The sequence below is a fragment of the Lewinella sp. JB7 genome, from assembly GCF_024297185.1.
GTDB lineage: Bacteria > Bacteroidota > Bacteroidia > Chitinophagales > Saprospiraceae > Neolewinella.
In genome coordinates this window covers 84,090-106,982 of record NZ_JANCTD010000003.1, presented here as the reverse complement: position 1 = coordinate 106,982, position 22,893 = coordinate 84,090, and the positions used below count along the sequence as shown (strand labels likewise).

The window sequence follows — 22,893 nt, the reverse complement described above, 5'->3', positions numbered from 1 at the left end:
GTCAGTTCAGATCCGATTCGCTAGAATTCGAATAAAGTATTGACCGTCCCGGGAGGCGTAGCACCGATGTGGTGGTACGCCTTTTCCGTAGCCTGCCGGCCGCGCGGCGTACGCATCAGGTAGCCCTCCATGATCAGGAAGGGTTCATGCACCTCCTCGATGGTGCCGGTTTCCTCGCCGACGGCCGTGGCGATCGTGGACACGCCCACGGGTCCCCCCTTAAACTTATGGATAATGGCGTCGAGGATCTTGTTGTCCATCTCGTCTAGCCCGCCTTCGTCGACGTTCAGGGCCGCCAGGCCGTAGTCGGCGATGCCCTTATCGATGGTGCCGTTGCCCTTAACCTGGGCAAAGTCACGGATCCGCCGCAGCAGGGCATTTGCGATGCGGGGCGTGCCGCGACTGCGCCGGGCAATCTCCTGGGCACCGTCTTCGGTGATGGGGACGGCCATGATCTCGCAGGACCGCTTGATGATGTTCACCAGCGTGTGGACGTCGTAGTAGTCGAGTAGACAGTTGATTCCGAAACGGGCCCGCATCGGTGCCGTGAGAAGCCCCATACGCGTAGTGGCCCCGACCAGGGTGAAGGGGTTCAGATTGATCTGTACCGAACGGGCGTTGGGGCCGCTATCGATCATGATGTCGATGCGGTAGTCCTCCATGGCGGAATAGAGGTATTCCTCCACGACGTTATTGAGGCGGTGAATTTCGTCGATGAAGAGCACGTCCCCCTCGTTGAGGTTGGTGAGCAGACCCGCCAGGTCGCCCGGTTTTTCGAGGACCGGGCCGCTGGTGAGCTTCAGTTCGGCTCCCAACTCGTTGGCGATGATGTGGCTCAGGGTCGTCTTGCCCAGACCGGGGGGGCCGTGGAGCAGAACGTGGTCGAGCGAATCGCCCCGTTGCACCGCCGCCTGGATGAAAATCTTCAGGTTATCGACGATCTTGGGCTGACCGCTGAACTCGCTCAGGCTGTCCGGACGGAGGGCCCGTTCCATGGCACCGTCTTCGGTGCTGAGCCTTGCGGCGGATGGGTCTAAATGCTGATTCATATCGACCGCAAGTTACGAAACATTTTGTGGGAAATATCCAAAAAAACCAGGGGCGAAGTGACCTATGCGACACTTCGCCCGCCGAACGACGTACCGTAGGCAGCCCGCTCAGAACAGTTCATCCTCGATCATACGTATTGACATTTTTGGGTTACTAGGAATGGTCAAAATCGTATGCTGGTGCGGGCGCCGGGAAAAGTCTCCCGGCTAAGTGATGATACAAAGATGGGGTAGGGCGGAGGAGAAAACAAGGACACTTTTCGTCCCATTGTTCCGCGCGGTGAAGGTCACTTGCGGCCACTAAAAATGTGTAAATTACTGAAAGTGAGGGCGCAAACAAATCCATCGCTTCTCTATATCCCTTCCGCTTACCGGTAAAACCACGAAAGGCCAGTCTGCGAGCAGACTGACCTTTCTGGTGTGGTCGGGATGACTGGATTCGAACCAGCGGCCCCACGCCCCCCAGGCGTGTGCGCTACCGGGCTGCGCCACATCCCGAATTCTTCTTAACGGTGGTCGATACTGGATTCGAACCAGTGACCTCTGCAATGTCAATGCAACGCTCTAAACCAACTGAGCTAATCGACCGTCACTATCTAAGCGGCTGCAAATATACGACTACCGTCGGGAGCGCAAAAGTAATCGCGGCAAATTTTTACCCGTTTAGGCCTGAGCCGTAGGGGTAAAACTGGTCGGGGGAAACTGCGGACCGTTATTACCGGTACTGTGGTTGATCACGCCGAACTGTCGCTCGTACTTCTGCACGTTGTCGGCCAGTGCGGCCAGCAACCGCTTGGCATGTTCCGGCGTGAGTATCACCCGGCTCTTTACCCGGGCCTTGGGGGTATTGGGGACGATCCTTACGAAGTCGACTACGAACTCCGAACTGGAGTGGGTAATGATCGCCAGGTTGGAGTAGACGCCTTCGGCGATATCTTCCGGCAGATCAATGCTGAGTTGATTCTGCGGTTGCTGTTTCTTCTTGTCTTCGGCCATGATCCGTCGTAGTTGGTGAGTAGGGTAGCGGCTTACTTCTTCTTGGCCGCCGCTTTTTTCTTAGCGGGCGCCTTCTTCTTGGGAGCGGCTTTGGCCTTGCTTTTAAAGGCGTTGGGCACCTGCTCCTCGATGATCTTCTTCACTTCCTCGAGCGACAACTCCGACGCTTGCTCGCGGGTCATCTTTTTGCCGTCGACCGTCGGCAACTTCAGCGACTTTTTCTTGAAGCGAATGAAGGGTCCCCAGCGACCCTGCTCGACATCGATCTTGTCGGCCTCGAAGCGCTGGATGTAGCGGTTAGCTTCTTTTTCTTCCTTCGCCTGAATAAGCTCGATCATATCGTCTTTGCTCAGCTTCTCGGGATTGTACCGCTTGGGAATGTTGATGAACATACCGTTCCACTTCAGGAAGGGGCCGAACCGACCGGCACCCTGGGTCACGTCCTGTCCCTTGTAGGTCATCACCGGCGCGTCGGCCTTTTTCTTCTCCGCCACCATTTCTTTGGCGTCGGCCAGGGTTACGCTATGGGGATCACCGCCCTTTGGGAGACTAATGAAAGTCTCTCCCCAGCGCACGTAGGGGCCGAAGCGACCGATGCCGACGGCGGTTTCCCGTCCTTCGATCTCGCCCAGCACCTTGGGCAGTTCGAAGAGGGGCAGGGCGGTTTCCAGGTCGATTTCCTCCATGCTGGTGTTGGCCGGCAGGTTGGCGTAGCGGGGTTTTTCTTCGGGCACCAACTCGTCGGGCGCGCCGAGCTGAATGACCGGACCGTTCCGGCTGAGGCGGACGAGCACCGTCTTCTTCGTGAGCGGGTCGGTGCCGAGGATCCGCTCGCCGGTTACCCGTTCGGCACTCTCGGTGGTTTCCTCGACGGTTTCGTGGAAGGGATAATAGAAGTCCTGCAGCATCTGCGTCCAGGTCACTTTCCCGTCGGCGATTTCGTCAAACTTATCCTCGATCTCGGCGGTAAACGCGTAGGTCATCACGTTCTCGAAGTGCTCGTCAAGGAAGTCGCTGACGGCCATGCCGATGTCGCTGGCAAAGAGGCGATTCTTTACCGTACCCGTCACTTCCGTTTTTTGCTCCGCCGTGATGGAACCCTCGCGGAGGGTAAGGACATCATAGGTTCTCTCTTCGCCGTCGCGGTTCTCCCGCGTCACGTATCCGCGCTTGGGATCCATGATCTTGGAAACCGTCGGCGCGTAGGTCGACGGGCGTCCGATGCCGAGTTCTTCCAGTTTCTTCACCAGGGAAGCTTCCGTGTACCGGACCGGCGGGCGGGTGAACCGCTGAATCGCCGTCATCTCCCGCAGCGGCAGCACCTGACCCTTCGTTAGGGGCGGCAGGATACCGTCGGTGGTTTCGTCTTCCTCGTCGTCGTCGTTGCTCTCGATGTAGAGCTTGAGAAAGCCGTCAAACTTCAGCACTTCGCCCTGGGCGCGCAGCCGGGCGTCGGGAGCCTTGTCGATCGCGATGTTTACCGTAGTCTTTTCAAGTTCGGCGTCGGCCATCTGGCTGGCGACGGTCCGCTTCCAGATCAACTCGTAGAGCCGCTGCTCGTCGCGGTCGCCCTGACTGATGGTGTGGCGATCCACGTAACTCGGGCGAATGGCTTCGTGCGCCTCCTGGGCGTCCTTCTTTTTACTCTTGAACCGACGCACCTTGCTGTAGCGGGCACCGTACTCCTTGGTCACTTCCGCCTCGATGGCCTGCAGGGCGGTTTCCGACAGGCTGATGCTGTCGGTACGCATGTACGTGATCAGGCCCGCCTCGTACAGTCGCTGGGCGACCCGCATGGTCCGCTCCACGTTCATGTACAACTTGCGGCTGGCCTCCTGCTGCAGCGTAGACGTGGTGAAGGGCGGGGCGGGTTTGCGCTTCGCCGGCTTCACCTCGATGTCGCTGATGCTGAATTTGGCGCCGATGCACCGCTTCAGGAACGCCTCGGCCGACTGCCGGTCATCGAAGCGATCGGGACTCTCCGCCTTCAGGTCGACTTCCTTGCCCTGCTCGTTGCGCACGGTAAAGATGGCGTTGACCCGGAAGAACGGCGAAGGCTCGAAGCCCATGATCTCACGCTCGCGCTCCACGACGAGTTTGACGGTCACGGATTGAACCCGGCCGGCACTCAGGCCGAATTTAACCTTTTTCCAGAGCACTCCGGACAGTTCGTAGCCGACCAACCGGTCGAGTACCCGGCGGGCCTGTTGGGCGTTCACCAGATTTACGTCCACCGTACGCGGATTACCGATCGCCGCCTTGATGGCGGGCGGGGTGATCTCGCGGAAGACGATCCGCTTCGTACTGTCTACCGGCAATTTGAGCACTTCGCAAAGGTGCCAGCTGATGGCTTCCCCCTCGCGGTCTTCGTCCGTCGCGAGCCAGACCGTATCGACCTTGTTCACCGCGGCCTTCAGGTCCTTGACGACCTTACGCTTCTCGGGGGACACGACATACTTCGTAGCGAAGTCCCGCTCCACGTCCACGGCTCCGTCGCCCTTGTCCAGGTCACGTATGTGCCCGAAGGAGGACTTGACGGTATATTCCTTCCCTAGGATCTTTTCTATGGTTTTCGCTTTGGCGGGGGACTCAACGATGAGTAAATGCTTCGACATAGGTGTTTTCGTTCCTCTTTGGTTACGATTCTAGGCGGCAATAAGTTGCTCAGCGTGCCGCATAAGGGTCTTTTTAGTTTCTTCGTCGGTCAACTTGTCGTCCGTGAGCAGGGACTCGACACTCGACAGGGGCAGCCGATTCGGGAGGATCCAGGCCCCCATGTGGGCAAAGACGTCGGCCAGGTGATCGATCCCCCGCAGGTTGCCCGCCCGACCGGACGAGACCCCCACCAGGGCTACGTGCTTGTTCTTGAAGTTGCCGTCGTAATCGATGACCGAAATAGCATCGATGAAAAGTTTCATGACTCCCGGATAGCTTCCGTTGTACTCCGGCACGAATACCGCAAATTTCCGGGCGGGCCCGATGTACCGTCGCTGCCACGCCACCAGCTGATCGTCGTGACCCAGCGGGTCGTACATTTTGCCGGCGAAGTACCCGTGGTGCAACTCCTCCATATTGAGTACCTCCACCTGCTGCCCCATCTCCCGCAATACCTCCGCGAAGTGGGTGGCGAAAAGCAGGGTACGGCTTTCGGGCCGATTGGTACCGGAAATGACGGTAATCATGTGGCAGGATTTAGGGCCCCACAAACGTACAACGAATTTCGGGGCGGGGCCGCGGGAGCCGTGCCGACTTAGTCCCGGGCCAGACCGATTCGGTAAGCCACCGCGGTGGCCATCAGTCCGATAATGCCGATGGGAAGGGCGGAGGATATCCGGAACGTCACTACGCTGCCGCTACCGTTGCCGCCTCTGATCGCTTCGCTGCCGATCTCACTTGCGGACATGCCGTAGAGCAGGAGCACGACGGCCAGTAATCCGGCCAAACACAGTAATATTTTTGGTCTGCGTACGCTCACCAGGTGAAAGTAAACAAAACGCCCCGCTTCCGGGGAGGAAGCGGGGCGTCGTACACGCTGCTAAACGGAAGGTCTAGCAGTTGCAGCAGTTGTTCTGCTGCAGCGCGGTGTTGGTGTCGATGTTGTCCTGGGGGAAAGGCCATACATCGTCACAGGGGTCGTAACCGTCGGGACCGAGGGTGGAGACGGCACGGCCGGTGCGGCGAAGGTCCCAGAGGCGGAATCCACCTTCCATGGCCAGTTCCACGAAGCGCTCCTGCAGGATGGCGTCCTCGAAGTTGTCGGCGTCCAGTTCGATGTCGTCGAGACCGGCACGATTGCGGACCTGGTTGATCCACTTGTCGGCGGTATCGAAATCACCGTTGCGGGCGGCTACTTCGGCCAGGATCAGCACCTGCTCGGCGGCCCGGAAGAAGTAGATGGGGTCGTTCTGCGAACCGGCGGCGGCCTGGAAGTCGTCGTACTTGATGCCGTAACGTACACCACCGTCCGTGAAGGCGATGGAAAGATCGCGGCGCTCGTCACCTTCCTCGTAGGCATCGTCCAGCTTCTGGCTCGGGGCGATGGAGTAGCGGCTGGCACCGATACCACTGGCACCGAAGAAGAAGGCGTTGCTCTGTCCGTCGGTGGAGCTGAACTTCAGGTAGAAGATCTCATCCTCCAGGTAAGGCACGGTCGTCAGGTCGTAATCGGCTCCGATGGCCAAGGTGGCGAAGGCACCGGCATCGTCGTAGCGACCCTGCATCAGGGCAACACGGGCGAGGAGGGCGTTAGCGGCGGCGGGGTTCATACCCAGCGAACCGGTACCGAGGTTGTCGGCGGCGAATTGCGCGTCCTCGATGACCTGTGCGTACACGTCGGCGGCGGTGGAGGCGGGAACATTGAGTTCTTCGCCAACGCCGACGGTGGGGGTGAGTACGATCGGTACGCCGCCCCATCCGGTGACGAGGTGGAAGTACGCGATGGCACGTCCGAAGCGGGCTTCCGCCAGCAGGCTGTTGCGGGTAGATTCCGTGAGGGAGGCATCTTCCACGCCGGGCAGTACGTCCAGCAGGTTGTTGGCCGTATTGATCACGTCGTAGTAGTCAGCCCATACGGACGCCATGGTACCGTTGGAGGGCAGTACGTTGTAGTTATCGAACTGCGCCCGGGTAGGGAAGGTGCCCGTCCAGTCGCTGTCGTCGCTGAAGTAGGTATAGGAAGCGACGTAACCATCAAAGGTCAGCGTAGCGTCCTGCAGTTCGTTGTAAACACCGGCGCGGGCGGCACCGGCCGACTTGGCATCGGTGACGGCTAGATTGAGGGGGACGGAGTCGATCGGTTGGACCGCGTCCAGGGAGAAATCATCGCAACCCAGCGTAAGGGCGGCGAGGGCTACTCCCGAAGTAATGCGAAATATCTGCTTAATCATTGTTGTCAATTTTTTGGGGGTGGCTTAGAATCCCAGATTTATACCGAATTCAACGGTACGGGAAATGGGGAGCGTGAGGAAGTCGGTGCCCAGGGCCACGTTGCTGTCGCCGAAAGCATTTACCTCGGGGTCAAACCAGCTGTAGTCCGTCCAGGTGATCAGGTTGGTACCCGATACGAAGAGACGCAGTTGGTCGATTCCGGCGCGGCTCAGTACGTTGCTCGGAATATTGTAAGCCAGGGTGGCCGTCTTCAGACGAACGAAAGAACCATCCTCTACGTAGCGGTCGGAGTCCTGACGGTTGTTGTCAGCCGACGCGCCACCGGTAATGCGGGGGAAGTCGTCGCCGTCGCCTTCCATGCGCCAGGCACCTTCGTAGGCGCGGACGGTGGGGGCGAAGACGGAGTTCAGGCCCTCGGCGAAAGCCAGGTTGTTGTTGTACACTTCGTTACCGAGGCTGAACTGGAAGAAGAAATCCAGCTCGAGGCCCTTGTACGCCAGTTTGTTGTTTACACCACCAGTGAAGTCGGGAAGCGCCTTGCCGATGAAGGTGCGGTCGTCGTCGTTGATGATGCCATCGTTGTTCTGGTCTACGAAGCGGAAGTCACCGGGCTTTGCACCTACGATGTAGTCGCGGTCGTCGCTCAGGGCGTTGTCGGCGTCGATCTCGGCCTGATTCTGGTAGATACCGTCGGTTACCAGACCGAAGAAGGAACCTACGGGCTGGCCTACGGCCAGACGGGTGGCAAAACCGAAGTCCTGCGGTTGATCGTTGAACAGGGCCGTTACTTCGTTCTTATTGTACGCACCGGTCAGGGTGGTGTTCCAGGTAAAGTCGGCCTGCTGTACGTTCACGAAGGTCAGCGAGGCTTCCAGGCCGGTGTTGCGCATGCTACCGACGTTGGATACCACGGTTCCGAATCCGGAGGTGGTCGGGATGGGGCGGTTCAGGATCAGGTCGTCGGTGTTCTTCACGTAGAAGTCGAAGGACGCACCAATACGGTTGGTCAGGATGGCAACGTCAAGACCGGCGTTGAACTGAGTGGTCGTCTCCCACACGAGGTCGGGGTTACCGAGCTGCGATTGGGAAATACCGGGAGTGGTCAGGTAGGAAGCTCCGCCGGCGAAGAGGGGGCGGGTAGCGAAGTCACCGATGTTGTTGTTACCGGTCTGTCCGTAGCTGGCACGCAGTTTAAGCTGCTCGAAGGGGCCGACCATTTCGCTGGAAGCGAAGTCGTAACCGGCTGCGATACCGGGGAAGTAGCCCCAGCGATCGTTGACGAAGCGGCTGGATCCGTCAGCCCGGAACGAAGCGGTGACGTAAAGGCCGCCGTTGTTCACGTTAACGGTGGCGATGTATGACTGCAGGGTGCTGCCGAACTTATCACCGGCGATGGTCGACGGGGTAGCGGCGGCATCGGCACTGGGGAAGTTGTCGCTCGGCAGGTCGTTGGTCTCGAAGAAGTTGCGGCGAATGTCGTCGCGCTGGAAGATGGCACCGATCGTGGAGTTCAGGTTGAAGTCTCCGACGTTACCGTTGTAGGTAGCGGTGTACTCGCTGATGATCCGGGTGCGCACGTTGCTGCTTTCGACGATCTGGCCCTGAGCGGTGGACTGCAGGGTGCTCGGCTCGAAGACGTTCTCGCGGTAGTTGACGTTGTCAACCCCCAGCTTGGCCTTCAGGGCGATGGCTTCGATCGGGAAGAAGGTGGCCGAGGCGTTACCGATGATGCGGTTGGTCAGGGCACGGTTCTCGTACACTTCCGTAGCGGCTACGGGGTTCTCCAGACCGAAGGCCGAACCGTAGGTACCATCTTCGTTACGAACGGGTACGGTGGGGGGAAGCAGAATGGCCGCGGAAACGGCTCCGTAGATGTTGTTGTCACCCTGGATCCGCTTGTTATTGGAGTTGGTGTAGCCCAAGTTCATATTGAGGGCCAGCTTGTCCGAAGCGGTGTGGTCGAGGTTGAGGCGGCCGCTATAGCGCTTGAAGCGCGTACCGTTCAGGGCACCCTGGTTGTCGTCGTAACCCAGCGAACCGTAGAACTTGGTTTTCTGGTCACCTCCGCTGATGCTTAGCTGCTGGCTGGTGACGGGGTTGCGGTCGAAGATGAGCTCCTGCCAGTTGCTGCTGACGGTGGAGTCCATGCCGAAGGCGTTAGCGGTAGCACCGTAACGCTCCTTGAGGTACTCGTTGTACGTAGCACCATCGACCACGTCGATCATATTCGGCAGCTCGTTGAATCCGTAGGTGGAGTTGACGTTGATGCGGGTCTTGCCGGACTTACCGGACTTGGTGGTGATGAGTACAACACCGTTGGCCGCCCGGCTACCGTAGATTGCGGTGGTCGAGGCGTCCTTCAGGACTTCCATCGACTCGATGTCGGCGGGGTTGATGTCGGCCAGTGCGTTGGTTCCCTGACCACCTACGCCCTGCTGGGAGAGGTCGCCCGAGATTACCGGTACACCGTCGACGACGAAAAGGGGCTCGTTGGAAGCGTTGATGGAGGTTACCCCACGGACGCGAATGTTGTATCCGGCACCGGGAGCACCGTTGCTCTGCTGAACTACCACACCGGCGGCCTGACGCAGGGCGGATTGCACGGTGGCACCTGCCTCCGCGTTCACGTCGTCAGCACTAATGGAGCTTACCGCGCCCACCAGGTCCTTACGGCGAACGGGCGAATAGCCAACTACCACAACCTCATCCAGTCCGATGCCGTCTTCGGCGAGGGTGATATTATAAACCGTCTGGTTATCCACCAACGGTACGCGCTGAGTCGTGAAACCCGTATAGGAGATGGTTAGGGCGCGGGCGCCAGCCGGGACTTCGAGCGCGAAATTGCCGTCGAGATCGGTGACCGTACCCGTGGTGGTATTATTAACCAGGATGGTAGCACCGATGAGGCCAATCCCACTATCGTCCACCACCGAACCGGTGATGGCCTGCTGGGCCTGTAGGGTGCTGAAACTCCCGAGGAGTAGCACCCAAACTAAAAGTTTAAATGACTTCATACTATGAATTGTTAAGAAAAAGGTTGGTGATTTGGAGGACCCGCCCCGTACTCCGAAAGGAGCAACGCGTTACGTTCGGATCATTCATTTATTCGGTTAGGCCAAGGTCTATTTTACCTAAAACTCGTTTGGCCGTCTTTTCGCTGCCCGCACTGCAGAAGAGTCAAGACAATTGTCGGAACAACGACCGGCGCGCAAATATAGGCACATCCTTTCACACCAGAGCGGATGTAGAGGATTATGCTTCTATCCGACCAAGTCTGAGGAGCAGTTCACGCCACCCCAGGGCATTCAGACAGTGGCGTTTTTCGAGCCCTCCCTTCCGGGCCGCCAGCACGCCGTAGCGTATGTCGCCGATGCCGCCGGTAGCGTGGGCGTCCGGATTGATGCTTACCATCACCCCCCGCTCCACGGCGTAGGGGATCCACGACCAGTCCAGGTCCAGGCGGTACGGATTCGCGTTCAGTTCGATGGCTACCCGGTGCTCCGCGCAGGCATCGATCACGCGCATATGATCGATGGGGTAACCCTCCCGGCTCAGCAACAAACGCCCGGTCGGATGACCGAGGATATCGGTATCCGGATTACGAATAGCCGCCAGCAAGCGCTCGGTGGCCCGCTCCTCGTCCATGTTCAGATTGCTGTGGACCGAGGCAATGATCAAATCGAATCCGCTACGTAAATCCGCGTCGTAATCCAGGCTCCCGTCGCTGAGAATGTCGCACTCTATGCTCTTCAGGATGCGGAAGGGGGCAAGCTCCCGGTTGAGCGCCTCAATTTCCTGCCACTGTTCGCGTACCCGGTCCGGCTTCAGTCCATTCGCGTAAAAGGCGGCCTGGGAATGATCGCTCATCACCAGGTATTCGTAGCCGCGCTCCCGGGCGGCCAGGGCCATTTCGCGTAAGCTGTGGATGCCGTCGCTGTACGTCGAGTGCGCATGCACCACCCCCCGCACGTCGCTTTCTTCGATCAATACCGGCAGGCTCCCGTTTTGGGCCAGTTCCAGTACGCGGCCGTCCTCCCGCATTTCCGGAGCAATCCACGGGACCCGCGCCCGCGCAAAAACGTCTTCCTCCTCGGCCAGACCGGTGAAGTCGAGTCCCGGACACTGCTCCACGAAAGTCCGTAAAAACGCCCGGCTACCGGTGTGCCGAAATTGTTTGCTGCCAAAGTCGGCGGACGTGCAGTGGTGCAGCACTACCGGCACTTCGTCGACCTCCGCGACCGTCCGTTCCTCCGTAGCCTCCCGCACCTGCAGACCGGGAATGCGGGCGGCGCGCGCGGGAGCCAGCGTCGTCAGCAGGGGCAATGCGGACAGGGTAGGGCAGCAGCGTCGCAACTCACCCGTGGGCTCGAAGCGCTCGTCGGGAAACATATTCCGGAGCTGCTCCAGCAGGGCGGTCGCGGTGAGGGCCACCGTGGGGTACAGGAGGCGGCCCCGGCTACGTTGCAGAAATTCGAGTTTCTGCTTCAGACTCTCCTGCGTCTTGAGCCCGAAGCCCTTCAGTTCGACCAGCCGGTTTTCGTTGATGGCGTACAGCAGTTGCCCGACGGTGGTGACGCCCAGACCGTCCCAGACCGCCTTCACTTTTTTCGGGCCGAAACCGCTGATGTTGAGCATCTCCCGAATGCCTTCCGGGGTCTTTTCCCGCCACTTTTCCAGGGTTTCCATGCGCCCGGTGGTGGCCAGTTCGTGAATTTTGCCGGCAATGGCCTTCCCGACCCCCTCCAGCTGCTGCAACTCGGCCTCCGACATTCCGGCCAGGTCGCGTTCGTCCTTACGTAATTTATTGTAGGCGTTGGTGTACGACCGGATCTTGAATGGGTTGTCGCCGTGCAGCTCCATCAGTTTACCCAGTTCGCGGAAGTGACGGGCGATCTCGGGATTGGTCATAGGCCTTAAAGCATCGATTTGAGGGTGGAAGCCGGAGTAGGATAGGCAAAGATCATTTTTTTCAGCTCGGCCACCCGGGTTTTCTGTAAGATGGCGAGGTAGAAGAGGTTGATCAACTCCGTGACGTCAGGTCCGAGCAGGTGGGCCCCGAGGATGCGGTCCTCGTCCTCATCCAGAAACACCTTGTAGGCGAAGACCGGACTGTTGAGGTGACGGGCGTGGTACCAGTCGGAAGCATCGGCAAAGCGTTCGGCAATCTTTCGTCCTTCCTTCCTGGCTTTTTGCGCTTCGTCGGCCGTCATGCCCACGGCGGCCATGCCGGGCAGGGAAAAGGCGACGGTGGGGAGGGGGTAGTACTCTACCTTACGGTCGCTGCCCTCAAACAGAATTTCGCTCAGCACCGTCGCGTCGTAGCTGGCCACCGGGGAGAGGGGCAGGCCGTTATCCGTGCAGTCTCCGACCGCGTACACGTGGGGGAGGTTGGTGCGCAGGCGGTCGTCGACGACGATTCCTTTTTTCTTGTCGTGCTCGATCCCCGCGGCGTCCAGGTCGAGCTCACCGATGTTGGGAGTACGTCCGGCACAGTGAATGACGCGGTCGGTCGTGAGGGTCGTCTGCTGCCCGTCCTTATCCTCCACGTCTACCTCAAACCGGTCACCCGTTTTGCGGATGGCCTTGGCCCTAGTGTTGAGGTGAAATTTGATGCCTCTTTCCTCGGCGGATGTCAGCAGCAGCCCGGCCAGGTCGTGATCGAATTTACTGAGGGGGACATCGTCACTCACAATTACGGTGACCCGGCAGCCCAGGGCGTGGCTGATCTGGGAGGTTTCGGTCCCGATGTAGCCGCCGCCTACGATGACCATCTCGCCGGGCAGCTCATCCATTTCCAGAAAGTCGTCGCTGGTGTAGAGATACTCGCTTCCGGGAAAGTCGAGCGGTGTGGGGCGCAGGCCGGTGGCCACCACGATGGTTTTTCCCTTTATGCGTACCTCGTCGGTCAGTTGGAGGGTGTGGGCATCGATGAAGGTGGCGTAGCTTTCGTACACTTCCACGCCGTTTTCCCGCATGCGTTCCTGGCTGTTCTCCGGAATGGGCTCCGTGAACGACCGCTTCCATTCCATCAGGTCGGGCCACGAAAAATCCGGATCGCTGGTGAATCCCTTGCCCCGAAGGTTATGCAAGCGATGCATGGTCTCGGCGGCGGCGTGCAGCACGAGTTTCGGGTCGCAACCGCGCAGCGGGCAGGTGCCGCCGTATTCGCGACCTTCGGTAATGGCCACGGTCTTACCGGCTTTAGCTGCGGCGGCGGCGACGGACTGACCGGCGCTGCCGGCACCGATTACGACAACATCGTATTCTTTCATAGACATACCCCAAGGGTTTTTAGAAAATACACTCAGCCACCTCGCTACTGCGCGGCGACGGTGCGCTGGGTGATACCCTCGACGATGATGTCGCCGTGATCGCGGGTGTTTTCGATAAAGAGTTTGCTCGTTTGGCGTCCGGCACACGCCACGCCCGCCATGTATACGCCGGGTAGGTTAGTTTCCAGGGTGTCTGGATTGAATACCGGTTTACAGGCATCCGTCGGTTCGATGGGCAGGCCGAGTCGTTCGAATAGCGCGTAGTTAGGTTCGTAGCCCGTCATGGCCAGCACGAAGTCATTGGGAAGGGTGACCGGGCCACCGGGCGTGAGCAGGTCGACTTCATCCGGGCGGATGGCCTGAATCGTCGTGTTGAAGTAGGCTTGGATACTGCCCTCGCGGATCCGGTTTTCAATGTCCGGTTTGATCCAGTACTTGACGCGATCGTTTATTTCTCCGCCGCGCACCGCCATGGTGACCTCGGCGCCCTTTCTCCAGCACTCCAGGGCCGCATCGCAGGCGGAGTTCGCCGCGCCCACCACAAGCACCCGCTGGCCGATGTAGGCGTGGGGGTCGTCGTAGTAGTGAAGCACCTTAGGCAGGTCCTCTCCCGGAATGCCGAGCAGGCGGGGGGTGTCGTAGAATCCGGTGGCCACCACTACGTGGTGGGTGTCGTAGCTCCCGCGGTTGGTGCGGACGCGGTATCCTCCGTCCGTCCGCTTGTCCATCTCACTGACTTCCTCGTACAGTTTGATCTGCAGGTCGAAGTGCTGGACCAGCCGCCGGTAGTATTCCAGCGCCTCGGCGCGGGTGGGCTTGTCGAGGTGACTGATGAAGGGCGTCCGTTGGATCTCCAGTTTGAGCGACGTACTGAAGAAGGTCATGTTGACCGGAAAATGGAACAGGCTGTTGGCAATCACCCCCTTCTCGATGATGAGGTAGTTCAGTCCCGCCCGCCGGGCGCTGATCGCCACGTTGATCCCGGAAGGCCCGCCGCCGATGATGATGAGGTCGTACATAGCTACTGGATTCCCGCGGCGCGCTGCCCGCGGTGGTTGATGAACGAAGGTGGCTTAAAGTAGTAGGACGTACGACCGGCAACCTTGGTTCATGTCCGGCGACAAATGATGCCGGGCAACCTTCTTCGTATGTTTGTCGGACCGAATAAGCCGCCCCCGCCCATGTCTCAGCCCCTCCGTGATCCCCTCCACGCGCTCCGCGAACGCTTTCTCCTCCGCCTGCGGGAGTCCGCCACGGGACGGGAGCCCCGGGGGCTGTACGAGCCGGTGGAATACATTATGGGCATCGGTGGTAAGCGGGTGCGACCGCTGCTGGCCCTCATCGCCGCACGCATGTTCGGCGACGGTGAGGAACTCTCCGCCGGTATGCCCGTAGCACTGGCCGTGGAGACCTTTCACAATTTCACGCTGCTGCACGACGACATCATGGACGACAGTCCGCTGCGCCGCGGAAACCCCACGGTGCACGAAAAGTGGGACGTGAATACCGCCATTCTCAGCGGCGACCTGATGCTCATCCAGGCCTATGCTCATCTCTGCGCGGCTCCCGATACGCGGCGGACCCACGAGCTGTTGTGCACCTTCAACCGGGTGGCGACGGGCGTCTGCGAGGGGCAGCAATTCGACGTGGATTTCGAAGGACGTAGCAACGTCACCATCGAGGAGTACCTGCACATGATTGAGCTCAAGACGGCCGTCCTGCTGGGGGGAGCCCTCGAAATGGGCGCGCTCGCCGCCGGGGCCAGTCGCGCCGATGCCGATCATCTCTACGCCTTCGGACGCCTGACCGGCCTCGCTTTCCAGTTGCACGACGACTTGCTCGACACCTTCGGCGACGGGGAACAAACCGGCAAGCTCACCGGCAACGACATCATCCGCAACAAAAAAACTTTCCTCTACATCAAAACCTTCGAGGCGCTCGGCGCGGAGCAACGCGACGAACTCGTGCACTGGTTCAGCCACTCTCCGGACGATCCGGCCCCCAAAGTGGCCCGCGTTACCGAATTGATGCGACTACGTGACGTGCCCCGGCTGGTCGCGGAGTTGCGCGACCAGTTTCAGCGGGAGGCCTACGCCCACCTCGGGGCGGCCGGGGGCGACGAACGGTGGAAGGGAGTCTTACGGCAACTGGCCGAGGATCTGCTCAGCCGGAAGAACTAGTTCTCAGAGGGTCAGTTTTCCGTTGAGCCATTCGTGCTCGATGGCTGCTCCCTGGGCTTCGTAAAACCGAATGGCATCGGTATTCCAGTCCAGCACCTGCCACTTCAGAAGCCGGCACCCGCGTTCCCGCCCCCTTTCCTTGAGTACGTCCCACAGTCGCTGGCCGATTCCGTGGCGGCGGTAGTCTGGGTCCAGCACGAAGTCTTCCAGGTAGATCATGCGCCCTTTCCAGGTGCTGTAGACGAAGTTGTAGAGGGCCATGCCGATGACCTTGCCCGTAGCCATATCCTCGGCGACGATGACTTCAAAAAACTCGTCGCGGAAATCATCGCGGTAGTCCTGCAGGGTAGCGGTGAAGCTGTCGAGTGCGCGTTCGAAGCGCGCCAACTCACCCACCAGGTGGTGGACGGCGGGCAGGTCCTCGGCGGTGCCCTGGCGTATCTGTACGTTCATGGGCCCGAAGGTAAGGGCCGCTCTACCGAAGCACCACCCGGCGCACGACGAAATTGCCGTCGGACAGCGTTAGCCGCAGCACGTGTACGCCCGAGCGGACCGTAGCGGGCACGGTGAGGGAAGCGCGGTCCGTAATATGCCCGTGCATAATGGTTCTGCCCGTCGGGTCGTAGAGATCGTACCGCGCCTCGATTCCCGCCGGCAGTCCGGTCAGGCGAAGGTCGGTACCCGCGCCCGCGGGATTGGGGCTGATCGTGAAAGCGGGGATATCCACCGCCCGGCCCAGCGAAGTTGTCGAACTGATGGTCGCGTACTGGTCAAATAGGTTTAAGGTCGTCAGCAGCGCGAAGGGGATGCACCCCCCGTGCGACAGGTCTCCGCCGGACTGCGCGATCACCGACGTGGACCCCAGTTCGCGCATGCGGGCGGCGGCCACCAGGGCATTTTCGGCGGGTACCTGCTCGTCAGCGGTACAGTAGTACAACAGGGTGGGGGCTTCCGGGGCCCAGTCGAAGGTATCGTTATCGCGCAGCGCCTGCACGATGCGGCTATCGTCGTCGTCCGAAGAAATTTGCTGTTCGATGGAGTCCTGGAACATATCGATCAGGCGTTCCTGCCGCTCTTCCAGCAAATCGGTAAGGCTTGCGTTGAAGGCTTCCCCGTCGATTTCCTCCCGGTCGTACTGACGGATCACGTCGAGGTAAGGCTGTACGAATACCTGACCGAGACTGTCGTATATCTGGTAGACGTTGTTGTAGCTGACGTAGGTATATACGATATATCCCGGCAGGGTGGGGCGACCCTCGCTGAGGGTGGCCCGTCGCATTACGTCGCTGATACTGTAGGGGCCCGAGAGGTGGGTTGCGGCGGTGACCGAGAGGGAAGCGGAGCCGGAATCGGCCTGAATGTCGCGGTGCAGTGCCTGCGCGGCGTGTCCGCCCTGGCTGTAGCCGGTAATGAAGAGTTGATCGTTGTAGGCCACTTGCTGGTCGTCCATCCAGGACTGGGCGGCGAGAATGAGGTCGCGGCCGGCGCTGGATTCGGTAGCCGCGTGTACGTAGGGGTGGAAACCGTCGCTATCCCCCAGGCCGATATAGTCCGGAGCTACCATGATGTATCCGTTGGTGGCGAAGGCATTGACCACGGACCGCTCCAGCGTTTCCCGCCGGCTGGGTACCGCCTCACGGTCGGTCACCGTTCCGTGCATGTAGATGCCCATGGGGAAGCGGAGCGAGCGATCGTCGGGTACGGAAAGCATCCCGCTGGCCGTATCCGGCTTCCCGAAAGCATCCACGGTAGCGTATAGTACCTTGTAGATGACCACGTCGTACTCCGTCGTGATCGGTAGTTGCCGGCCGATCTGCTCGGCCGTCAGGCGCTCCTGTTTATCGACGCTGATATAGTTCTGGGCGCGGACGCAGGAGCAGGCTAGGAAGACGAAGAGCAGGGGTAGCAGGTGTTTCATACGGAGCGGTTTGTGCAAACGTCGGGTAAAATAGACAGTAGTTGACATTAATAGTGTCGGACAATGGAAGAATGCCTACCTTTGCGTCCCGAAATTTTTCGCTTTAACTGATTAGTTCCCTCCGCGGGGGCTATTTACTAAAGGCCTTTATTATGCCAGTTTACCTTTCCCAGGAGAAGATGGACGAGATCTTCACCGAATACGGCGGCTCCGCCCAGAATACCGGAAGCACCGAAGGACAGATTGCCCTGTTCACTTTCCGCATCAAGGCGCTGTCCGACCACCTGCGCACTCACCCCAAGGATCACAGCAGCCGTAAGGCTCTGCTGAGCCTGGTCGGTAGCCGCGGCAAGATGCTTAATTACCTTAAGCGGAAGGACCTCGAGGGGTACCGTTCGCTGATCGCTAAGTTGGGCATCCGGAAGTAGGATGTTGCAAAGATTATCCGCACAGCGTTTGCATAAGTAGATTAGCCGTGCTTACCTTTGCGTCGCTTTAGAAATAGAGCGACCTCCAGAGCCCCTAGCTCAGCTGGCTAGAGCACCTCACTTTTAATGAGGGGGTCCAGGGTTCGAGCCCCTGGGGGCTCACGTTACAGGCCCCGTCCGCGCACATTCGCGTGGATGGGGCTTTGTCTTTTTGGACCAGCGGGGGCGGTTCGGCCGGCGGGGCGTAAGTTTACCCGATAGCGTAACCTACAGTATAGATATGTCAACACTCACCAGAATAGGCGTCTTTTACGACGGTAACTACTTTCTACACGTCAGCAACTACTACAATTACGATCATCCGCAACGCCGCCGCCTCAGCATCACCGGTTTGCACCAATTCATCGAAGCCCGCGTCGCGCGGGAAGAGGGTACGCGCCTGGACCGCACGAAGATTGTCGACAGTCATTACTTCCGGGGACGACTCAACGCCACGGAGGCGCAGAAACGGGGAAGCGCGCTGTACTACGACCGGGTGTTCGACGATATTCTGATGTCGAGTGGTATCACCACTCACTATTCCCCCCTGCGCAGTAACCACGGGCGACGCCACGAGAAGGGCATCGACGTGTGGTTCGCGCTCGAAGCTTACGAGCAGGCCGTACTACGGCGGTTTGACGTCGTCGTACTCATCGCGAGCGACGGCGACTACGTGCCGTTGGTCCGTAAGATCAACTCACTGGGTACGCGGGTGATGGTGCTGGGGTGGGATTTTGAATTTACCACCGACAGCGGCAGCGGCTTCGTCACGCGCACCAGTCAGGATCTGCTCCGGGAGTCCAGTTACCCCCTGAATATGTCGGAATTCATCGACCACCCGGCTTCCGACACCGAAGCGCGCTTGGTAGAAGCCCTGTTTGTGTCCGACAAGAAAAAGGACGCTTCACCGCCGCCGGACAAAAAGGATTCCGTAGTGTTGGAGGAGCCCGTCGGGGGGCAGATCGGGGAGGTGATGGAAAGTGAGATCTTCAGCCTGAAGGGTGGGTACGGGTTTATTACCTACCCGCCGAATAACCTCTTCTTTCACCATACCAACGTGAAGAACGTGCGCTTCGAGGACCTGCTGGAGGGGGACCCCGTCGAGTTCGTCCTGACCCACAGCGATAAGGGGACCCTGGTAGCTCAGGAAGTCTACTTTCTGGGGGAGCTGGAAGGCGATCATTCCGAGCAGGAGTAAGGATGATTTTCGTTAGCCGCCGACTTGAACCGGCCAGTCCGCTACAATCGTGGGCGGAAGCTCACGGGCACGGCATCCACGCGCAATCCCTGCTCACTTTCGCTCCGGTGCCGTTCTCCGCGCCGGCGGATGCCCAGTGGTGGTTTTTTTACAGCTCCCGGGCCGTCCGGTTTGCGGGGGCTATACCTTCCGAAGTGCGGGTGGCGGCGATTGGTGGAAGTACGGCTGCTACCTTACTGGAATCGTGTGGCCGCGTAGACTTTTGCGGGAACGGTCATCCGGAGCAGGTGGCGGAAGACTTTCTAGCGGTGGGGGAGGGTGCCCGGGTTTTCTTTCCGCGGGCCCGGCAGTCCCGTCTGAGTATACAACGGGTGCTGGACGGTCGGATCACCGTACTGGATGCGGTGTGCTACGACAATCGCCCCTCCCCGCCGGAGGCACCCGTAGCCGCCGATATTTACATCTTTACCAGCCCGCTAAACGTCGCCGCCTACCTGGATCACTACTCTTTACCCGTGGGCGCGCGGGTGCTCGCCATCGGGCCTAGTACGGGGGCTGAGTTGCGGCGGCGGGGGGTGGACTGCGCCTGGCCGGCGGTGGCGAGCGAGGCTGGCCTGGTGGGGATGCTGGGGGAGCATGGACCGGTTGGACCGCTATAGCGGTTGGACGGTGTCACCCCGTTGGACCGCTGTAAGGATTTTTCCGGACAATTCCAAGCAGCTGCTCGGCTGCCGTAAAATTTATCAACCCACAGTCTCTGTATCCCGCATAATCCAGCGCGGAAGAAAATTCCCACTCTTCAGGGTGATTGACGTGGTTCGATTTCACGGGATTTGCGTGGATGTAGTTGAAACACGTCCTGAGGTAAGGTATCTTTTGGGTAAGCGGGTCATCCGTATCGAGACCCAGCTCTTCCGGACTGAAGCCCTTATACCCCGGTTTGGCCTTGGTTTTAGCCTTGAAGAGGGAACCCCGCCGACCGTGGCGCTTGTTGATAGCCTGAGTATAGCTACTCAACGTAGTTTTAATGGCACTGCTCAAATTCTGTTGAAAGCATGCATCCTCTCCCGTTTCTGTTAGCCGCAGATACCTTCCGCATTTACCGGGCTCGCATCCGACTACGGTCGGTTTGAGCAGCAAGTGGAAATGATCGGGCATAAGACAAAAAGCGAGCACATCCGCGTGGGGGAGCACGTGTCGTTTTAGCTTCTCCAAGAAATACCGGTAATTGGCATCGGTCCTAAAGAGGAGTTCATAGTTAATGCTTTGGTTGTAGATGTGGTAGATAGTATTCGGATTGTACATAGGCGCAAAAGAAGAGTCGGCCACTCCACTATTGGTGGAGTGGTGTTAAATCTTGCCCGACACCGTTGGACGGTGGGGGACCGTCCAACGGCTATAGCGGTCCAACGGCTATAGCGGTCCAACAGCTATAGCGGTCCAACGGCTATAGCGGTCCAACGGCTAATCGCCCCCCCCCACCACCACCCCAAAACCATCCCCCATCCCACCTGTTCCTCCAGTATGATCGGCTGGAAATTCTCAAATTACATCGCGGGCCAGGGAGACGAGACCCCCTTTGAAAAACTCCTGAAACTGTTTCAGGAACTGCTCACCCATACCTCCGGAAACGTCGGGGAAGCCCTGCAGTGGCTCACCAATCTCGACCGACAGTACGAACTGACCAGCGACGATTACAGCATCGGCGATTTCATTCAGGAACTGATCGACAAGAACTACATCCAGCCCGGCGACGGCCCCGGAAGCCCCGGATACGTCCCCACGGCCAAGATGGAAGGCGAACTGCGGCAAAAGGCGCTCAAGGACATCTTCGGCGAGATCAAGAAAACCAAACGCGGCAACCACTCCACCCGCTACAGCGGTCGCGGCGACGAAACCACCAGCGAGCGCCGCCCCTTTGAGTTCGGGGATGCCCTCGATAAGATGGCCGTCAGCGAGAGCCTCCGCAATGCTCAGATCAACAACGGGATCGACGAGTTCCGCCTGACCACCGACGACCTAGAAGTCTACGAAACCCACTACCAGGCCCAGATGTCCACGGTGCTCATGATCGACATCAGCCACTCCATGATACTCTACGGCGAGGATCGCATCACCCCGGCCAAGAAGGTCGCCATGGCCCTGAGCGAGTACATCACCACCCGCTTCCCCAAGGATACCCTCGATATCATCGTTTTTGGCAACGACGCCTGGCCGGTCGAGATCAAGGACCTTCCGTACCTCCAGGTCGGTCCCTACCACACCAATACCGTCGCCGGACTGGAGCTGGCCATGGACATCCTGCGCCGCCGCCGCAATCCCAATAAGCAGATCTTCATGATCACCGACGGTAAACCCACCTGCATCAAACGTGGTAAGCGGTACATCAAGAACAGCATGGGCCTCGACCGCACCATCATCAACCGCACGCTCAATCTGGCCGCCCGTCTGCGGAAGATCAGCATCCCCGTCACCACCTTCATGATCGCCCGTGACCCTTACCTGGTACAGTTCGTGCAGAGCTTCACCGAAACTAACGGTGGAAAGGCTTACTACAGTGGTTTACAGGGACTTGGTGACTTCGTATTCCGGGATTACAAACGCAACAAAAAGAAGTGATGCGCGCATTAGCCATATTGGTGCTCCTTTCTCTTAGCGGAGTGGCCCGGGGGCAGTTGCAAATGGGCGCGGGCGCAGGAGCAAAGCACGCTCAAATCCAGCAAACGCTACGGGTAGCGACCCCCTCACTACGCCACTACCCACAAGCTTGGCTATTAACGGAAGTATACAGCACCCGCGGACCCGCCCCCTCCGGTGCGGACGCCCGCAAGCAGGCCAATGCTGATTTCGATTTCACGAGCACTAAGCCGTACCTGGCCTTCTTTTGTCGGCTGGAATTGCAACTCGAGGAAGCCACGCGCTTTCCCGTCCGCTTTCGCCTCGGCGAAGTGCGCACCTGGCAGCAGGAACTGACGAAACGCGAATAGCGTATTATCATCAAATTGCGAACAATGTGGATTGTTGCGGGTTAGCTTAGGTAAAGCCAACCTATGTCTAACAATCCCAACCCACTATTCGTCGAAGAGAAAAAAGGCCAGCACATTTACCATAACGTGTGGGGGGGAGATGACCTGCACATCGGTATTTACCGTCCGAAAAGCCTGAGTCTGTACGAGGCCAATCGCAAGACCACGGACCGGATGATCAAGCTTCTGCCCCGCATCAAGCGCGCTTCCAAAGTGCTGGTGGTGCAATCCGGCTTCGGCGGCGCGGCCCGCTACATTGCCGAACAGTATAAGTGCAAGGTCTGGTGCCTGAACGACGACGAGAAGCAAAACGAGTACAACGAACGCAAGATCGAAGAGCTCGAGTTAAGCAAAAAAGTGAAAGTGAGCAAGGGATTCGTGGAGTACATGCCCTACGATCCTGACTTCTTCGACTTCGTGATCGCCCAGGATGCCTTTAGCCTAACCGGTAAGAAGAAGGAAACCTTCCGCGCCATCCATCGCGTACTTAAACCGGAAGGCCGGCTCATTATCAGTGCGTTGATGCGTAGCGAGGAGTGCGAGGATCCCGAATCCGAAAAACTGATCAAAAAGCTGCCCCTCGAGGAGCTGATCACCGAAGAACAATACGGCAGCGACGCCAAGCGGGGTTTTCTGCAGCAGATCTACAGCGTGGAACTGTCTGACCAGCTCGTCCATCACTATACCAAAGTGCTGTACACCCTGCAGGCCAATAAAGAAAAACTCGTCGAACAGAGCAGCAAACGCTTCGTAGACGACCGGATTACGACCTACAAAAACTTCATCCGCCTAGCTGAAGACGGTTGCCTAGACTGGGGCATACTGATGTTCCAGAAAATGAATGGATAGAAAGTCAGAAGTCAGTTAGTACGGTAGTCAGTTGCCAGTTAGTAGGTAGTC

General features: G+C 59.0%; 20 protein-coding genes and 3 tRNA genes. 8 read left to right on the top strand and 15 right to left on the bottom strand.

What is annotated here, in order from left to right; all coding sequences use genetic code 11:
* Positions 1 to 20: 20 nt before the first annotated feature.
* The 12 genes from ruvB to NMA52_RS06520 all read right to left on the bottom strand — a co-directional run bounded on the left by ruvB (position 21) and on the right by NMA52_RS06520 (position 14,223).
* A complete protein-coding gene (ruvB, locus tag NMA52_RS06575; RefSeq protein ID WP_254826858.1) occupies positions 21 to 1,049 on the bottom strand; it encodes a Holliday junction branch migration DNA helicase RuvB in 1,029 nt (342 codons plus the stop codon).
* Between the two features lie 421 nt (positions 1,050 to 1,470).
* Positions 1,471 to 1,547, bottom strand: a tRNA-Pro gene (locus NMA52_RS06570).
* Between the two features lie 15 nt (positions 1,548 to 1,562).
* A tRNA-Val gene (locus NMA52_RS06565) sits at positions 1,563 to 1,637 on the bottom strand.
* A 75-nt stretch (positions 1,638 to 1,712) separates the two neighbouring features.
* Positions 1,713 to 2,045, bottom strand: a complete 333-nt coding sequence (locus tag NMA52_RS06560) for a DUF3467 domain-containing protein (protein WP_254826857.1) — start codon at positions 2,043 to 2,045, stop codon at positions 1,713 to 1,715.
* A 32-nt stretch (positions 2,046 to 2,077) separates the two neighbouring features.
* Complete coding sequence (gene topA / locus NMA52_RS06555; RefSeq protein ID WP_254826856.1) at positions 2,078 to 4,660, bottom strand: type I DNA topoisomerase; 2,583 nt, start codon at positions 4,658 to 4,660, stop codon at positions 2,078 to 2,080.
* 30 nt (positions 4,661 to 4,690) lie between these two features.
* Positions 4,691 to 5,227, bottom strand: a complete 537-nt coding sequence (locus tag NMA52_RS06550) for an NADPH-dependent FMN reductase (protein ID WP_254826855.1) — start codon at positions 5,225 to 5,227, stop codon at positions 4,691 to 4,693.
* Positions 5,228 to 5,295: 68 nt separating this feature from the next.
* On the bottom strand, positions 5,296 to 5,487 hold the full coding sequence (locus NMA52_RS06545) for a hypothetical protein (RefSeq protein WP_254826854.1): 192 nt from the start codon (positions 5,485 to 5,487) through the stop codon (positions 5,296 to 5,298).
* Positions 5,488 to 5,593: 106 nt separating this feature from the next.
* Positions 5,594 to 6,931, bottom strand: coding sequence for a RagB/SusD family nutrient uptake outer membrane protein (locus tag NMA52_RS06540; protein WP_254826853.1), 1,338 nt, complete (start codon positions 6,929 to 6,931; stop codon positions 5,594 to 5,596).
* Between the two features lie 24 nt (positions 6,932 to 6,955).
* A complete protein-coding gene (locus NMA52_RS06535) occupies positions 6,956 to 9,919 on the bottom strand; it encodes a SusC/RagA family TonB-linked outer membrane protein (protein WP_254826852.1) in 2,964 nt (987 codons plus the stop codon).
* Positions 9,920 to 10,184: 265 nt separating this feature from the next.
* Positions 10,185 to 11,840: a DNA polymerase/3'-5' exonuclease PolX gene (locus NMA52_RS06530; protein ID WP_254826851.1), complete on the bottom strand. Its 1,656-nt coding sequence runs from the start codon at positions 11,838 to 11,840 to the stop codon at positions 10,185 to 10,187.
* Positions 11,841 to 11,845: 5 nt separating this feature from the next.
* Positions 11,846 to 13,210, bottom strand: a complete 1,365-nt coding sequence (locus tag NMA52_RS06525; RefSeq protein WP_254826850.1) for an NAD(P)/FAD-dependent oxidoreductase — start codon at positions 13,208 to 13,210, stop codon at positions 11,846 to 11,848.
* 38 nt (positions 13,211 to 13,248) lie between these two features.
* The gene (locus NMA52_RS06520) at positions 13,249 to 14,223 is read right to left on the bottom strand and encodes a YpdA family putative bacillithiol disulfide reductase (RefSeq protein ID WP_254826849.1); all 975 of its coding nucleotides are present in this window, start codon (positions 14,221 to 14,223) and stop codon (positions 13,249 to 13,251) included.
* Between the two features lie 162 nt (positions 14,224 to 14,385).
* Here NMA52_RS06520 and NMA52_RS06515 point away from each other — a divergent pair, with 162 nt between their 5' ends.
* Positions 14,386 to 15,384: a polyprenyl synthetase family protein gene (locus NMA52_RS06515; RefSeq protein ID WP_254826848.1), complete on the top strand. Its 999-nt coding sequence runs from the start codon at positions 14,386 to 14,388 to the stop codon at positions 15,382 to 15,384.
* 3 nt (positions 15,385 to 15,387) lie between these two features.
* Here NMA52_RS06515 and NMA52_RS06510 read toward each other — a convergent pair whose 3' ends face one another.
* Positions 15,388 to 15,837: a GNAT family N-acetyltransferase gene (locus NMA52_RS06510; protein ID WP_254826847.1), complete on the bottom strand. Its 450-nt coding sequence runs from the start codon at positions 15,835 to 15,837 to the stop codon at positions 15,388 to 15,390.
* Positions 15,838 to 15,859: 22 nt separating this feature from the next.
* Complete coding sequence (locus NMA52_RS06505) at positions 15,860 to 17,302, bottom strand: S9 family peptidase (protein WP_254826846.1); 1,443 nt, start codon at positions 17,300 to 17,302, stop codon at positions 15,860 to 15,862.
* Positions 17,303 to 17,454: 152 nt separating this feature from the next.
* On the opposite strand from NMA52_RS06505, the gene rpsO reads away from it, so the two are divergent.
* The 4 genes from rpsO (at position 17,455) to NMA52_RS06485 (ending at position 19,626) form a co-directional block, all read left to right on the top strand.
* Entirely contained in the window at positions 17,455 to 17,730 is a 276-nt protein-coding gene (rpsO, locus tag NMA52_RS06500; protein ID WP_305884742.1) for a 30S ribosomal protein S15, read from the top strand.
* An 88-nt stretch (positions 17,731 to 17,818) separates the two neighbouring features.
* A tRNA-Lys gene (locus NMA52_RS06495) sits at positions 17,819 to 17,892 on the top strand.
* A 118-nt stretch (positions 17,893 to 18,010) separates the two neighbouring features.
* Positions 18,011 to 18,967: an NYN domain-containing protein gene (locus NMA52_RS06490; RefSeq protein WP_254826845.1), complete on the top strand. Its 957-nt coding sequence runs from the start codon at positions 18,011 to 18,013 to the stop codon at positions 18,965 to 18,967.
* Between the two features lie 2 nt (positions 18,968 to 18,969).
* On the top strand, positions 18,970 to 19,626 hold the full coding sequence (locus NMA52_RS06485) for a uroporphyrinogen-III synthase (RefSeq protein ID WP_254826844.1): 657 nt from the start codon (positions 18,970 to 18,972) through the stop codon (positions 19,624 to 19,626).
* 13 nt (positions 19,627 to 19,639) lie between these two features.
* On the opposite strand, the gene NMA52_RS06480 is transcribed toward NMA52_RS06485, so the two are convergent.
* Entirely contained in the window at positions 19,640 to 20,272 is a 633-nt protein-coding gene (locus tag NMA52_RS06480; RefSeq protein WP_254826843.1) for a transposase, read from the bottom strand.
* 219 nt (positions 20,273 to 20,491) lie between these two features.
* Between NMA52_RS06480 and NMA52_RS06475 the strand changes: the two genes are divergently transcribed.
* From NMA52_RS06475 to NMA52_RS06465, 3 genes are all read left to right on the top strand, one after another.
* The gene (locus NMA52_RS06475; RefSeq protein WP_254826842.1) at positions 20,492 to 21,586 is read left to right on the top strand and encodes a VWA domain-containing protein; all 1,095 of its coding nucleotides are present in this window, start codon (positions 20,492 to 20,494) and stop codon (positions 21,584 to 21,586) included.
* A gap of 20 nt (positions 21,587 to 21,606) precedes the next feature.
* The gene (locus NMA52_RS06470; RefSeq protein WP_254826841.1) at positions 21,607 to 21,954 is read left to right on the top strand and encodes a hypothetical protein; all 348 of its coding nucleotides are present in this window, start codon (positions 21,607 to 21,609) and stop codon (positions 21,952 to 21,954) included.
* Positions 21,955 to 22,017: 63 nt separating this feature from the next.
* Positions 22,018 to 22,842, top strand: coding sequence for a methyltransferase domain-containing protein (locus NMA52_RS06465; protein ID WP_254826840.1), 825 nt, complete (start codon positions 22,018 to 22,020; stop codon positions 22,840 to 22,842).
* Positions 22,843 to 22,893: the final 51 nt, after the last annotated feature.

Excerpts from the sequence above, each read along its gene's own strand:
- NMA52_RS06510 (WP_254826847.1), bottom strand. The coding sequence starts at position 15,837 with ATGAACGTACAGATACGCCAGGGCACCGCCGAGGACCTGCCCGCCGTC.
- NMA52_RS06540 (WP_254826853.1), bottom strand. The coding sequence starts at position 6,931 with ATGATTAAGCAGATATTTCGCATTACTTCGGGAGTAGCCCTCGCCGCC.
- NMA52_RS06525 (WP_254826850.1), bottom strand. The coding sequence starts at position 13,210 with ATGTCTATGAAAGAATACGATGTTGTCGTAATCGGTGCCGGCAGCGCC.
- NMA52_RS06505 (WP_254826846.1), bottom strand. The coding sequence starts at position 17,302 with ATGAAACACCTGCTACCCCTGCTCTTCGTCTTCCTAGCCTGCTCCTGC.
- ruvB (WP_254826858.1), bottom strand. The coding sequence starts at position 1,049 with ATGAATCAGCATTTAGACCCATCCGCCGCAAGGCTCAGCACCGAAGAC.
- NMA52_RS06520 (WP_254826849.1), bottom strand. The coding sequence starts at position 14,223 with ATGTACGACCTCATCATCATCGGCGGCGGGCCTTCCGGGATCAACGTG.
- NMA52_RS06485 (WP_254826844.1), top strand. The coding sequence starts at position 18,970 with ATGATTTTCGTTAGCCGCCGACTTGAACCGGCCAGTCCGCTACAATCG.
- NMA52_RS06475 (WP_254826842.1), top strand. The coding sequence starts at position 20,492 with ATGATCGGCTGGAAATTCTCAAATTACATCGCGGGCCAGGGAGACGAG.
- NMA52_RS06550 (WP_254826855.1), bottom strand. The coding sequence starts at position 5,227 with ATGATTACCGTCATTTCCGGTACCAATCGGCCCGAAAGCCGTACCCTG.
- rpsO (WP_305884742.1), top strand. The coding sequence starts at position 17,455 with ATGCCAGTTTACCTTTCCCAGGAGAAGATGGACGAGATCTTCACCGAA.
- NMA52_RS06465 (WP_254826840.1), top strand. The coding sequence starts at position 22,018 with ATGTCTAACAATCCCAACCCACTATTCGTCGAAGAGAAAAAAGGCCAG.
- NMA52_RS06480 (WP_254826843.1), bottom strand. The coding sequence starts at position 20,272 with ATGTACAATCCGAATACTATCTACCACATCTACAACCAAAGCATTAAC.
- NMA52_RS06530 (WP_254826851.1), bottom strand. The coding sequence starts at position 11,840 with ATGACCAATCCCGAGATCGCCCGTCACTTCCGCGAACTGGGTAAACTG.
- NMA52_RS06490 (WP_254826845.1), top strand. The coding sequence starts at position 18,011 with ATGTCAACACTCACCAGAATAGGCGTCTTTTACGACGGTAACTACTTT.
- NMA52_RS06515 (WP_254826848.1), top strand. The coding sequence starts at position 14,386 with ATGTCTCAGCCCCTCCGTGATCCCCTCCACGCGCTCCGCGAACGCTTT.
- topA (WP_254826856.1), bottom strand. The coding sequence starts at position 4,660 with ATGTCGAAGCATTTACTCATCGTTGAGTCCCCCGCCAAAGCGAAAACC.
- NMA52_RS06560 (WP_254826857.1), bottom strand. The coding sequence starts at position 2,045 with ATGGCCGAAGACAAGAAGAAACAGCAACCGCAGAATCAACTCAGCATT.